This is a genomic window from Haloferula sp. BvORR071 (assembly GCF_000739615.1).
Taxonomy (GTDB): Bacteria; Verrucomicrobiota; Verrucomicrobiia; order Verrucomicrobiales; family Akkermansiaceae; genus Haloferula.
Genome location: NZ_BATP01000057.1, coordinates 206,274 through 220,132 on the forward strand (window position 1 = coordinate 206,274; position 13,859 = coordinate 220,132).

Genomic DNA, 13,859 nt, shown 5'->3' on the forward strand with positions numbered 1-13,859 from the left:
TACTGGGCCTAGATTGCAGGGAAAATTTTGCTCTCGGTGTCGCTTTTAGTCGAAGTTTTGCAGCTTCCCCGCCAATTTCGGCAAAACCCGCATGAAACAATGGCGGGGACTTGCAAGGGTGAGGAGGATCGCTAGAACCGCCGGATACTTTAGTTCCACACTGCCATTTGAAAGCCTACTTCCTGCGCCGCCTCCTCCTGATCCCGCTGACGCTGTTGGGGATCACGGCGCTGGTCTTCTCCATTAACCGCACCGCCAAGGGCGGTCCGGTGGAAAGGTCGCTTGCCTCGCTTGTCGGCGGGGAGGGCAAGCGGTCCCGGGCTCAGGCCGGCAGTTCCTCGATCACCCCGGCCCAAGTGCTGGATATCGAAGAAAAGGTCGCGGGCAAAAACCGCGACAAGAGCATCCTGCGAGCCTACGGGGAATGGCTGGGGGTGGTGCCCCGCGACATCGAGAAGAAGGGGCAGGAATTTCCCAAAGGTGCCACGGAAGTCGAGATGGCGGTGCCCGGCACCATCTACACTGTCACGGTGACCCGGAATGGCGATCAGGCCAGCTTCAAGGGGCCGGAAGGGGTCGAACTTTCCGATTGGCAAGTCCGTCTGCGCAGTCCGGAGGAGCAGGCGAAGCGCTGGGACAAATGGATGGGCATTGCCCTGCCTGCCATGCCGGAATACCGGGCGGTCCTCTACAAGCCGGCCTACGATGGACTGTTCCAAGGTAGCCTCGGCATGTCCGAGAAATATCAGGAGCCAGTCGCGTCGATGATCCTCCAGCGCATGCCGGTCTCGCTCTATTTCGGCGTGATCGAGATCCTGCTCATCTACGGAATTTGCCTGCCGCTCGGCATTCTCAAGGCGATCAAGCATCGCACCTGGGTGGACAATGTCAGCTCTGTGGCGATCTTCACTGGCTACTCGATTCCCGGATACGCGTTGGGCTCGCTGATGGTAGTGGTGCTTGGCGCGCAGCTCGGTTGGTTCCCGATCCGAGGCTTCACTGGCGATGACTTCGACACCCTTTCGCTGGCTGGCAAGATCAAGGACCTCGCTTCACACACCTTCATGCCGCTGCTCTGCTATCTCGTCGGCAGCTTTGCGATGATGACCATGCTGGTGAAGAACAACCTGATGGACAATCTGGCGGCGGATTATGTGCGGACTGCGACCGCCAAGGGCGTGTCGTATCCGCGGGCGGTCTTCGGCCACGCCTTCCGCAATTCCATCATCCCGATCGCCACCACATTCGGCGACAATCTGGCCTACCTCATCGCCGGGTCGGTCCTGATCGAGAAGATCTTCGATATCGATGGATTCGGCCTGCTGCAATACAGCGCGGTGCTGGAGAGAGATGAGGCGGTGATGCTGGGGGTCCTCTTCATCGCGGCGGTGCTGACCGCCTTCGGCAAAATCATTTCGGACCTGGCGGTGGTGCTGGTCGATCCACGGGTGAGCTACAAGTGAGATGACCTTTCCGCGGAAAATCGGCCTGATTCTGATCCTCGTGGCAGTTGCCGCGGCTTGGTCCTACGAGTCCGGGCTCTCCTTGCCCTCGCTGCGCTGGTTCTATTCCTTCCATGCCGAGCCCGGGGCCTATCAGCCCGGTGACTGGCATTACACCCAGGAGCGCTACATTGGCCATGCCTTCGCCGGCGTGATCGGTCTGATCGGGCTTTTGATGATCGCTCTTGGAGGTTCTTTCCATTGGAACCCGCTCACCCTGCGGCGTCTGACTCGTTTCCGGTCGATGGGCCGGGGCTGGTTGGCGTTCCGGATCTTCGCCTTCCTCCTCCTCTTGGCAGCGCTCGACCAAACCTTGGTCGGCCGCCGGGCCCTGGCGGTGAAATACAATGGCCAATGGCTCTTCCCTGCCTTCCAGCAGCGGACCTACACCGAGGAGTTCTTCGGCGGCAAAGAGGATCAAGAGGCAGACTACCGCGCCTTGGCCAAGCGCCTCAAGGACGAGAACAAGGGCGACACGGCAATCATGCCGCCGATTCCCTGGGATCCGGTCCTCGACTCCGACGAACTCCAGAAGCGCCCCTTGGTGGAACGGGATGGCAAGGTCTACTACCCCGGTGGCAAGGAGCTCTTCAATGGCTACGCCTTGCAGTACTGGCCCAAGGCTCAGAACATCAAGTTGCGCGACGCCCGCTTCCGCGGCGGCCAGCTCCAGGGACCAGCCACGTTGTTCGACGGCAAGGGAGACTTCGCCGGCAAGCAGACTTGGAGTGAAGGCAAGCTGGTGGAGACCTCGGTGGAAGACAGCGGACCGCCCGCTGTCGAACAAACTTGGGTGCAACTGCTCTACAAGCCCGCGCCTCCGGTCTTCGCGGAGCGGCATTTCCTGGGAACGGATTCCAATGGCTGGGATATTGTCGCGCAGCTTTTCGGCGGCTTCCAAGTGATCGTGAAGGCCGCCTTTTTCTACTTCCTGCTGGTTTATGGCGCGGGCATTACCATCGGCTGCTTGCAGGGCTACCTGGGCGGGAAGTTTGACCTGATCCTGGAGCGCCTGGTGGAGATCATCAGCAACATTCCCTTCCTGCTGGTGGTCATGATCATCACCGCAAACATCGGTCGTGATAACATCGACCTGATGACGATCATCGTGATCTTCGCGGCCTTCTCGTGGATCGGGATTTCGGCCTACCTGCGTACCGCGACTTACAAGGAAAAGGCGCGCGATTACGCGGCGGCGGCCCGGGTTCAGGGCGCGGGCACCCTGCGGGTGATCTTCCGCCACATCCTGCCGAATGCGATTTCCACGATCGTGACGCTGTTGCCTTTCACCTTCTCCGGTTTGACGATCTCGCTGACCGCGTTGGACTACCTCGGCTTCGGTCTGCCGGACAGCTATCCGAGCTGGGGCCGGGTGCTGGAGGATGGTATCTCGAACCTATCCTCGCCGTGGATCGTGGCTTCCGTTTTCGCGACCCTGGTCTCCGTTCTGCTGCTGATCACTTTCATCGGCGAGGCAATCCGCGAGGCCTTCGATCCCAAGAAATTCACCACCTACCAATGAAGCGCCCGGCTCTTGTTCTCGCCGCCTTCGCTCTGGGGCTGGCGACTTTCTTCCTGAGTTCCTGCAAGAAGGATCTCTCCGTGAAGGCTTACGACAACACTGCCGAGCGCGAAGCTTTCTACAAAAGTTACAATGCCAAGGTCGCCGCCAAGCTCGCGGCCGATATCAAAGAGACCGAAGCCGCGCTGGCCGGCCAGCCAAGCGATGCCGAGCGCAAGGAGAAGACCGAGCAGCTCGCGAGCCTGAAGCACCGCAGCGAACGGCCTGACTACTTCGAGTTCCTCAAGCCGGAAGATCTGCCGCAGGACCTCCAGTGGAGCTCGGGCGAGGACCAGCCGGACATTGGATCACCCAAGGCGAAGAAGGGTGGCACGCTCCACTATTACCTCGAAGGCTACGCCTTCCCCGCGACCGTCCGGCCCGTCGGTGCTGAGGCGAACAATAGCTTCCGCTCCTACCATACCGACGACATCGAGCTCTATGCCGTGATGCTCCACCCGGAGACTGGCAAGATGATTCCGGGCTTGGCGGATCGCTGGGCCGTCGCTGCGGATGGGCAGACCGTTTACTATCACATCGACTCCGAGGCCCGCTGGTCGGATGGCAAGAAGGTGACCTCGCGGGATTGGGTGATGTCGTACTACATCTACCTTTCGGATTACCTGAGCGAACCTTTCTACCGGAACTACTACGGTGAGGAGTATTGGGGGGTCGCTACCTACGGAGATGACTATGTGTGCCTGCGCATGTCCACCCCGAAGCCGCTGGCTCCGTACGTCGCCTGCAGTTGGATTTTCCAGGAGGACTTCTTCAAGGAGTTCGGACCCGACTTCGAGACCCGCTACAACTGGCGCCCGCGTCCGACCACCGGTGCCTACGTGATCCGTCCGGAGGATATCCGCAAGGGTCGCTCGATCTCACTGACCCGCGTGAAGGACTGGTGGGCTAGGGACCGCAAGTACTACCGCAATCGTTTCAATCCCGACCGGCTCGAATACCTCTTGGTCAGGGATACGGAAAAGGCCTTCCAGATGTTCAAGATGGGGGATCTGGATCTCCTGTTCCCGATCGATCCCATCAAGTGGTATGAACAGACCGAGGTCCCGCAGGTCTTCAACGGCTACATTGAGAAAGCCACCTACTACAACCAGTTCCCGGCGATCTCGCTGGGATTCTATCTCAACCACCACCAGCCGCTGCTGGGCAATCAGGACATTCGCATCGGCCTGCAACATGCCTCGAACTGGCAGAAGGTGATCGATTTCGACATGCGCGGGGACGCGGAACGGCTGAATACCTTGGAGGCGGGTTATGCGAATTACTCCCACCAGACCCTCCGCACACGACCCTTCGACGTGAACCTCGCGCGAGCGGCCTTCGCCAAGGCCGGTTTCACCCAAGCCGGGCAGGACGGAATCCTGCAGGATTCTCAGGGCCGCCGGCTGTCCTTCACCATCAGCTATCTCAAGCAGCCGCAGTACGATTCCTGGATGTTGCGGATCAAGGAAGAGGCGAAGAAGGCTGGCGTGGAATTCAAGCTCGAGGGGATGGACAACAGCACCTTCTTCGCCAAGGTCCAACGCAAGGAGCACGAGATCGCCTTGCTCGGCTGGCAGGGCCAGTTGCCCTTCCCGGACTTCTATCAGGGCTTCCATTCGAAGGAGGCCTACGAGGCCGGCACGGACAAGCCGAAGCCGATGACCAACAATATCTCGGTTTTCGCCGATCCCAAGGTGGACCCGATCCTTGAGGCGAACCGTGCCGCACGCAGCGAAGAAGTGGTGCGCGATACCACCCACCAGCTTGAGGAGATCTTCCACGAGCGCGCGGTCTGGGTGCCTGCACTCCGGCGGCCCTTCTACCGTTGCGCCTTCTGGCGCTGGGTCCGCTGGCCGGATGATTTCAATGTCCGCCTCGGCAATGACCCGCAGATGAACCACGTGCTGTGGATCGATCAGGACATCAAGAAGGAGACGCTGGATGCGATGCATGCCGTCCCGCCCCGGACCTTCCCGGAGAAGAACACGGTCTACGACCAGCACCGCGAAAAGAAGACCGCCGAATGACCGAGCCGCTCCTTCAAGTCCGCGATCTGATCACGGCGTTCGATACCGATGCCGGGCTGGTCCGTGCGGTCGATCAGGTGAACTTCGACATCGCCCGTGGCAAGACCCTCGGCATCGTCGGTGAGTCCGGCTGCGGCAAGAGTGTCACGGCGATGTCGATCGTGCGCCTGCTGCCGCAACCTTCCGGCAAGATCCTGCAAGGCGAGGTGAACTTCAAAGGCCGCGACCTCACCAAGCTGAAGCCGGAGCAGATCCGCAAGGTCCGCGGTAATGAGATTGGAGTGATTTTCCAGGAGCCGATGACCGCGCTCAATCCGGTCCATCGCATCGGCAAGCAACTCGCCGAGTGTTTCATGATTCACAAGAACATGAGCAAGCGCGACGCTTGGCACGCGGGCGTGGAGATGCTCAAGCTGGTGAAGATCCCGGCACCTGAGCTCAGGGCAGGGGACTATCCGCACCAGCTCTCCGGTGGCATGCGCCAGCGCGTGGTCATCGCGATGGCTCTCGCGCTACGCCCGGACCTCGTGATCGCGGATGAGCCGACCACCGCTCTCGACGTCACGGTGCAGGCCCAGATCCTCGATCTGATGAAGCGCCTGCAGGCGGAGATGGGCATGTCGCTGATGCTGATTACCCACGACCTCGGGGTGATCGCGGAGACCTGCGATGAGGTGGTCGTGATGTATGCTGGCCGGGTGGTGGAACGCGCCCCGGTGAAGGAACTCTTTGCCCGCCCGCTGCACGCCTACACCCGTGGCTTGCTGGCCTCCATCCCGCGCATGGAAACGGAGCGCAAGACGGTGCTGCCGGTGATCCCGGGCATGGTCGCCAGCCTGAAGGATCTCGTGCCCGGCTGCCGCTTCTGCCAGCGCCTTGATCGACAGATTTCCCGGCTCCTCCGCGAGCGTCCGCCCTTCATCCAGGTGTCGCCCGGCCATTGGGTCGAGGCCTGCCCGAGCTGCTACGCATCCACCGAGGTATGAGCCCGATCCTATCCGTCCGCGATCTCAAGGTGCACTTCCCGGTTTCCGGGGGGATCTTCCACCGTCAGGTCGGCTCCGTTCGCGCGGTCGATGGCGTGTCCTTCGATATCGCGCCCGGCGAGACTCTCGGCCTGGTAGGGGAGTCCGGCTGCGGCAAGAGCACCTTGGGCAAGGCGATCGTCCGCCTCAACGACGCCAATGAGGGCTCGATCCACTTCAAGGACCGGGACATCACCAGGCTGGGCCGCGGCGCGATGCGCCCCCTGCGAAAGGAACTCCAGATGATCTTCCAGGATCCGGTGGAGTCTCTGAATGCACGCCACAGTGTCCGCGAAATTATCGAGGAGCCACTCCTGATCCACGGCATGAGTTCAAGCGGCCAGCGCCGCAAACGCGTGGATGAGTTGCTGGAAAAGGTCGGCCTGCAAAGCGCCGCCGCGGACCGCTATCCCTTCGAGTTCTCCGGCGGCCAGCGCCAGCGCATCGGGATCGCCCGTGCGATCGCGCTGAATCCGAAGCTGATCGTCTGCGATGAGGCGGTCTCCGCGCTCGATGTCTCGGTGCAGTCCCAGGTGCTGAACCTGCTGTTAGAGCTCCAGAGTGACCTGAAGCTTTCCTACCTTTTCATCGCCCACAATCTGGCGGTGGTGAAGCACATCTCCGACCGCGTGGCGGTCATGTACCTCGGCAAGATCGTGGAAATGGCGGACGCCGATGCGATCTACCACCGCCCGAAGCACGCCTATACCAAGGCCCTCCTCTCCGCGATTCCCGAGCCGGACCCGACTCTGGAGAAGAAGCGGATCCTGCTGGAGGGGGATGTGCCCTCGCCGATCGACCCGCCGAAGGGCAGTGCCTTCGGCCACCGCATCAGTCATCCGCGCTACGAGGAGACGATCGGAGCTGACCTTTCCCTCCGCGAGATCGAGCCTCGCCACTGGGTCGCCGCCGATCCCTGTTGCTTGGAGGCTGCTGATTGGGAACGTATTTCCAAAATGGTTGCATAATGGTTCCTTGGGCGCTATCGTCGCGCCATGAACCTGACCATCAAGGGAATTCCCGAAGAGTTGGGGGCCGCCTTGAAGGAATTGGCGGCCGCCTCGAATCGGAGTTTGAACGGTGAAATCATTCACCGCCTGTCGCGCTCCTTGGCTGCAGACGCCCCCGCACCTCTTCCTTCACCACGTTTGAATGAGTCGCCCGATGCGGTGGCGGATGCGTGGGAATCCTTGGCTGGCCGTTGGAAGTCGGACTTGAACGTGGAGGCGGAAATCGCCGCACTTTACGAGACCCGCTCCGGAGGTCGGGAGATCGATCTCACTTGGTAGCCCATGTATCTTCTCGATACCGATACCTGCATCATGATCCTCAGGGGAAATGGCAGGGTGATCGCTCGTCGGCGTGCCATTTATCAACCCGTGGTCACGACCGAGATCACTGCTTCCGAGTTGTTCTACGGCGCAGCGAAGTCGAATGATCCCGCTGCGAATCGCCAGGTTGTCTTGGAGTTTCTCCGCACCTTGCAAGTGGTGCCGATCTCGCTTGCGGGAGCGCAATTCTTCGGCGGATTCAAGGCGCTGTTGCAGCGCTCCGGCACGCTCATTCCTGATGCGGACCTGTGGATCGCCTCAATTGCCATCTCCCTGAAGGCCAAGGTGGTCACTGGCAATGCCAAGCACTTGGGAAGAGTGCCCGGCATCCAATGCGAGGATTGGATCCGCGGCTGATCTAACAGCCGCGCAGCCCTTCGTTCTCATTTCATCCCGGTCCTGATATCCGGAACCGGGTCCTCATGGGTGATGCTTCCCGCCCGTCGAGGGGAGCCTCACTCCACCCGCACCCGCACGAAGTCCTTCTGCGCCGCGCCTCGTAGGATTCGCACACGCCGTCCTTCAGAGCCGGCAATGATTGTCGCGGCAGGATCGACTTCATCTACGGCACTGGCACTCCAGGTGGCCAGGTCGGCGCTCCGCTCGGGATAGTAGCCCATCCCGGCATCGATGCGGTCTTGCCAGCGGCGATAGTGAAGCGTGATCCATTGCTGGCTGTTCACCGTCTCGATCGTGCTGGTCACGGGCGCGGGCGATTTTTGCTTCGGATTGGTATGGAAGGCATACTCGAGGACGTTGGGAATCTTGTCGCCGTCGGGATCCGCCGTGGCCAGCGCGTTGGCTCCGCTCAAGCCTTCGGCGAGGGCCCACTCACCATAGGTGATGCCGGGTGTGCTGGCGCGCAGGGTCAGCGTGCCGGGGGTATACTCCGCCTTCAGGTCCGCAGCCAGCACGGTGCTGAACTTTCCGCTCACGCCACCGTAGCCAGTGACTACATCGAAGGTCGTGCCATCCGCAGGCTGGTAGCCCCCGGTTTTCGTCACCACCAGACTTCCGTCCAGTTGCACCGTTTCGTGGCTCAGAAGGCAGTCGAACTCAGGGGTCGCGGCATTCGCGCCCGCGAGCTCCACGGTCATGCTGCCGCTTGAGGTCTGTTGGAAGGACCAATGAAGGGTCTGTCGGCCCAAGGGATTGCCGAGGACCAGTCCGCCTTGGTTCACCAGTTTGTTGCCTCCATTGTAGTTCACACAGGTAACGCTGCCCGGGCAATTCAAGGTGCCTGTGGACAGGTTGATCAGGCGCACATTCTGCCGGCCTCCCAGGATACCTGTGCCTCCCAGCGTCATCTGGGACGCATTGCGCAGCTGGGCGGAAAAGCCCAGCCACTTCTCGCCGGGACCGGTGAGGCTCATGTTCGTGTTCTGCGTCAACACGCCATTGATCGTGCCTCCGCTCCATTCGATCAGGCCTCCGTTGAGCGCTGCAGTGCCATCGTCATGACCGTTCACATTCGCGCCGGAGAATTCCACCGTTACGTTGCTTTGGATCGTGGCTGCTCCGCGCAAGTAGACGTTGCCGCCATTGAAGCGCGTGCGGCCTGCACCTTGGAATTGCGTGCCCGCGTTGAACGCCGCTTCGGTTTGGAGGTCGGTCTTGCCTAGCAGGGTGCGGATCGTGCCATTGCCTTCGACCGCCCATTCGTCCAGCCAGGTGGATGCGGTTCCGCCGCTCTTCTCAAAGGTGCCGGCCAGCAGCAGGCGGTTGCCGCCATTGTAGTTGGCGAAGAGGTCGCCGTCCGCGCTCGCGCGGAAGGTGCCATTGCTCTTCACGTCGATGGTCGAGTTCTGGTGGCCTTGGATCGGATAGCCTCCGTCCCATTGCAATAGCCCCTGCACCTCCAGCACCGCGCCGGTGGTCAGTTCCTTGCCGCTGGGGCTGGAGACGACCAGTGATTGGCCGGTGGGAATCCGCATTTGTCCCTGGATGTTGCCGCCGGTCCAAGTTGAGCCCGTGGCGAAGTCGAAGAGCCCGCCGTCTCCACCGCCCGCAGTGCCGCCCTTCAGGGCCAGGCGCCCGCTGGCAGGGCCACTGGCGAGCAAGGATCCATCGGTGATCTCGACGTTGCCAGCCAAGGTGGCACCTCCTTCAAGCACGTGCCCGCCATTGGCGAAGCGCAGCACTCCCGGTGCATTGCCGGTGAAGCTGCCATCGCCGCTGCCGCCGCCAAACAACAAGAGCATGCCGTTGTTCACCGCCGCACTGCCATCGTTGTCGAAGGCCCAGTAGATCGCGCTGTCGCCCGCGCTGGTCTTCACGAGGCTCGCGCCATCATCGATCACCAGGTGGTTGCCGCCGTTGTAGTTGGTGAAGGCGGCTGCGGACCCGATCGTCATTCCAGCCCCATTGCGGATTCGCAGCGTCGCGTTTTGGATGCCCTGCAGTTCGCCACCCTCCCAGACGAGCGAGCCGCTACAATCAATCGTGGAGCCGGCCCCGAGAGTGTGGCGGTTGTCGCTGCTCAAGCGCAAGTAGGCGAGGTTCGCCACCTTCACGATCCCATCCATGCCGCCGGCCACCCAGCGCAGGGTGCCCTTGATCTGTCCGGCCTCCTCACCGTGCAGGGCGCCGGTGTGCTCGATGGTTCCCGCAAGGGTGCAAGCGCCCTTCAGCCAGCTTTCACCCGCCAGGATGAACTTGCCCGCGCCATTGAAAGACGAACCTTCCAGCAGGTTGAGCGGGGAGTTGATGATGGTGTCGCCGCCGCCGGTCGATTCGAAGGATGCGGCTTGGTTGTAGGTCCAGGAATGCAGTGTCACATCACCGCCGGTCGCGGTGCGCCGGAAGGTCCCCTGATTGGTGAAGCTGTTGCCGCCGTTGTAGTTGGTGAAAGGCGCCCCGGTGGCAGCGATTTGCCACAGCGCCCCGGGGGCATTGGTCACGGCTACGTTTTGGATGCCGACTATCGGGCTGGTTCCTTGCCAGAGCACGGTGCCCTTGTTGACCAGAGTTGCACCTTGGTTGAGCTGGGAACCGCCGTCGAAGCTCAGTTGGGTGGCGGCCGGTACTTCCAGAGAGCCGCTCAGCGCTCCACCGTTCCAAATCCAGTTGCCCTGGATCTTCGCGGTGGGACCGCAGCTCAGCGTTCCACCGGTGAATTTCAGTGTCGCCACCGTGGAGCTGACCGCGCCGTTGAAGGTCCAGGTGCCACCGGCTATTTCGATCGTGCCCGTGCCGCTCAGGACGGAGCCTCCGGTCGCGCTCCAGTCGGCAGCGATGTAGAGTTGGCCTGTGCTGGCTTTCATCTCCCCCGGACTGCTGTAAGTCCAGTTTCGCAGCATGGTCTGGCCGCTGCCGGTTTTCTCCAGCCGTCCCTGGTTGTTGAAAACATTTCCGCCATTGTAGTTCGCGAAGGCATCGCCCGTGTTCTCCAGGCGCCACACGCCGCTGGCTTGGTTGTTTACGGTCGCGTTCTGGATGCCCACCAGGGGACTGGGAGCGGTCCAATGCACCGTGCCGGAATTGTTGAAGACCGAGTTGGTATTGAGTTGGCAGGCGCCCGTGATGGAGAGATCCGATCCATTCGCGAGGGTGAGGCTGCCTTCGAAGGCTCCTCCGCTCCACACGAAGTTGCCGTTCATGCTCAACGGTGCACTTGTCGTCAGAGTTCCGCCTGCATGTTGGAAAAGTCCGGCTGCATTGGTGATCGACCCGCTGGTGGACACCGTGCCGTCGGCAATCCGGAAGCCACCCGCACCGGTGAACTGCACGCCGCCCGGCAGCGTCGCGTTGGCTCGCAGGACCAGCACCGCGCCTTGCTTCTGCACTTCGCCGCCCAGTGAGTAGGACCAGTCGTTCAACTCGCTGTCATTCGCGGCCGTGTGGCGCAGGATGCCTTGGTTGATGAATTGGTTGCCGCCGTTGTAGTTTGAGAACACGTCACCCGCTGTGGCCAGGATCCAAGTGGCACCGGGCAGATTGGTGATGGTTGCGTTTTGCTGGCCGACGATGACACCAGCATTGTGGCTTACGGTGCCCGAGTTGTTCAGGCACCCGCCACCGCCGAGCCAGCGGTCCGCGGGGCCGGTCAATTGCAGCGTGCCCTGATTGTTCCAGATCCCGTTGAGTGTTCCTCCGCTCCACTCGGATTGATGGCTGGTCGTGACAGTGCCAAAGGCACCGGGTCCGTTCACGAAGTTCAAATAGCTGTTCACCAAGGTCAGCCCATACACGCTGCGGCTGATCGTGCTGGTCACCTCGTCGCCATTCGCGATCACGACCTTATCGTTCACATCGGGAACACCGTAGGGACTCCAGTTCTCCGCCACTCCCCAGGATCTGCTGTCATTGGTGTAGTTGTCGTCGCGCAGCGTGGCACCGGTCCAAGTATAAACCGGGTGATGGTCCACGCTGAAAGACACGCCGGCGCCGGTCGTGCCGGCGGGCATCTCGCGGTTGGTCGCGCTGACTTGGATCGAGTAGTTGCCGTTCGGGAGGACCGCGGCACTGGGAAGATTCCAGCCGGCAGGTGCGGTCCACTTGCCGCTGTCCGGATCGTGGGTCACCGGCAGGTTCACCGACGATCCACTCCAGTCGGTCCCGCTCCAGAATTCCACCCCGCCGCCCGGGATGAAGTGGGCGATGCTCAAGGTGACCGATGCAATCCCGGATTCCGGATCGGATGCCTTGCCCAGCAGCGACGGGAGATTCGGAACGGTGAGCACACTGCCGCTCGTAGGAGAATCGAAGCTCACCACCGGCAGACTGCTGTCCGCCGCGGTGCGCGTTACACCGATACTCGAGATGGTCTGGTTGGAGGCGGCGTCGGTGGCGATCACGCGGATCGTGATCGCTTGGCCTTGCGGCCAGTTCTGCCGGTTGGGCGGGGAGACGTTCAAGGTCCAGCGCCCGGCGTTTTGAGTCGCCGCTAATTGGGTCGGGGTAGTGCTCCAGTTGGTGCCACTCCAGAAGAAGAGATCGGCGCCGACCGTGCGCCGCAGTTCGACCTTCAGTGTGTTGGCGTCCGGTGCCAGAATCTTCAATGGATCAAGATTGAAGATCGGTGGGCCGTTGTTCGCCCACGGCTCGATAACCACCGGAGGCGCGGTGTTGTCGATGGTGAAGGAGTTCGAGATGAAGCTGCTCCCTTGGTCGTTCTGATCGACCGAGGTGACATGCAGTTCGTAGCCGCCGTCCGGCAGTCCGGCGGGCAGCGCCGTGCGCCAGGTGTGCGAGCCGGTCGCAATCGGCAGCAGATTCTCGATCGTCGCTTCCTTGGTATGGTTCGCGTAATTGAAGGTGCCCGAGTCGAAGCCTGGGGTGCTCCAGCGGTACCATTTCCCTTGGCTTGAGCTGTAGAGCGCGATCTTCGTCCGCAGCAGGCCAACCGCTTTGGCGCTGCCATCAGCGGAAGTATCGGTGGTGGTTCCGAAGATGCCGGTCGCGGCCAGAGCCGTGCTGGTATAGATCTTGCCTGGAGCCGGGCTCGTGATGTCGGCGACGGGGGGCAGCTCATCGGCCATGGTGTAGCCCATGTCGCGCATCGCGCTCGTGACCAGCGGACCGAAGGCCTGAGTCGGGAAGCTCAAGAGCGGCGTCTGCAGCTCGTTGATGTTGCCCGGAGTCGAATAAGTTGTCTCGTCGAAGTGATGGAGCGAAGAGCCGCCGCTGTAGGTGGCAGGGGCATGCACCTTGGCGGGATTGCCGTTGTTGTAGAGGCGCAGGGTCGGACCGTCGGCGAAGACATCGTCGCTGGTGCGCAGCGGCACCCGGCTTCCCGCGGCCATGGTCGTCAGGAAGGTGCCTGCCCCGTCGGTCATCAGGCTATCCCATGCCGTGGGAAAGCCGATCCCGTAATTGCCGTTCTGGTCGAGGGTTGCAATGAAGCCGAAGCCATGCGCAAGTTCGTGCAAGATCGCACCGGCGAAGGAGCTGCCCGCACCACTGTTGTTCAGGTCGTAGTTCCAGGAGAAACCGTCCGAGGTGATCTCGTCGGGATAGGAATTGCAGTTCACCGAGACGTCGGTGGAGGTCCCGTTGAGCACGAGATCCTGCCCCATCACCTGATCCACCAGAGCGGAGGGATAGAAGGTGTTGTTCTTCGGCAGCCCGCTCACGACCACGCCATTCTTGAAGAAGTTCTGCGGGCTGGCGCTGGCCATGGTGATGATCCCATTGCCGCCCGGTGCCGTGCTCGCCCAGCCGGCTGTGACCTTGATCGGGATACTGCCCTTGATTTGTGAGGACCATCGCGAAGCGGCATACTCGAAGGCGATCCGCCGTTGCTGGCCCAGGGTGGTGCCGGGATTGGATCCCGTGGCAGCTCGCGGCGCGGGATCGAAGAATCCGGTATTCGCCGCGTCGGTGTAAGTCACTTGGATCGGGACAGCCGAGGCAGTCGCTACCAACAGGAGGGGGAGGAAGAATTTCATGGGAGAAGGGGAGGGAAAGGAAAC

The 13,859-nt window shown here is 61.7% G+C and carries 8 protein-coding genes; 7 read left to right on the forward strand and 1 reads right to left on the reverse strand.

Annotated elements, in window-relative coordinates; all coding sequences use genetic code 11:
- Positions 1-167: 167 nt before the first annotated feature.
- The 7 genes from BV071_RS28285 to BV071_RS28315 are packed head-to-tail and all read left to right on the forward strand — an operon-like array spanning position 168 to position 7,803.
- Positions 168-1,463, forward strand: a complete 1,296-nt coding sequence (locus tag BV071_RS28285) for an ABC transporter permease (protein WP_035614587.1) — start codon at positions 168-170, stop codon at positions 1,461-1,463.
- Position 1,464: 1 nt separating this feature from the next.
- Positions 1,465-3,024 (forward strand): ABC transporter permease subunit, encoded by a 1,560-nt coding sequence (locus tag BV071_RS33875; RefSeq protein WP_052573983.1) that lies wholly within the window; start codon positions 1,465-1,467, stop codon positions 3,022-3,024.
- Positions 3,021-5,090 carry an ABC transporter substrate-binding protein gene (locus BV071_RS28295; protein ID WP_052573984.1) on the forward strand — a complete coding sequence of 690 codons (2,070 nt, stop codon included), beginning with the start codon at positions 3,021-3,023 and terminating at the stop codon, positions 5,088-5,090. Before BV071_RS33875 ends, BV071_RS28295 begins: the two co-directional genes overlap by 4 nt.
- Positions 5,087-6,076 (forward strand): ABC transporter ATP-binding protein, encoded by a 990-nt coding sequence (locus tag BV071_RS28300; RefSeq protein ID WP_035614590.1) that lies wholly within the window; start codon positions 5,087-5,089, stop codon positions 6,074-6,076. The genes BV071_RS28295 and BV071_RS28300 overlap by 4 nt, the downstream gene beginning before the upstream one ends.
- Complete coding sequence (locus BV071_RS28305; RefSeq protein WP_035614592.1) at positions 6,073-7,083, forward strand: oligopeptide/dipeptide ABC transporter ATP-binding protein; 1,011 nt, start codon at positions 6,073-6,075, stop codon at positions 7,081-7,083. The genes BV071_RS28300 and BV071_RS28305 overlap by 4 nt, the downstream gene beginning before the upstream one ends.
- Before the next feature lie 27 nt (positions 7,084-7,110).
- The gene (locus tag BV071_RS28310) at positions 7,111-7,404 is read left to right on the forward strand and encodes an Arc family DNA-binding protein (protein ID WP_035614594.1); all 294 of its coding nucleotides are present in this window, start codon (positions 7,111-7,113) and stop codon (positions 7,402-7,404) included.
- Positions 7,405-7,407: 3 nt separating this feature from the next.
- Positions 7,408-7,803, forward strand: a complete 396-nt coding sequence (locus tag BV071_RS28315) for a type II toxin-antitoxin system VapC family toxin (RefSeq protein ID WP_035614596.1) — start codon at positions 7,408-7,410, stop codon at positions 7,801-7,803.
- A gap of 98 nt (positions 7,804-7,901) precedes the next feature.
- Here BV071_RS28315 and BV071_RS28320 read toward each other — a convergent pair whose 3' ends face one another.
- Entirely contained in the window at positions 7,902-13,835 is a 5,934-nt protein-coding gene (locus tag BV071_RS28320; protein WP_035614599.1) for an Ig-like domain-containing protein, read from the reverse strand.
- Positions 13,836-13,859 lie beyond the last annotated feature (24 nt).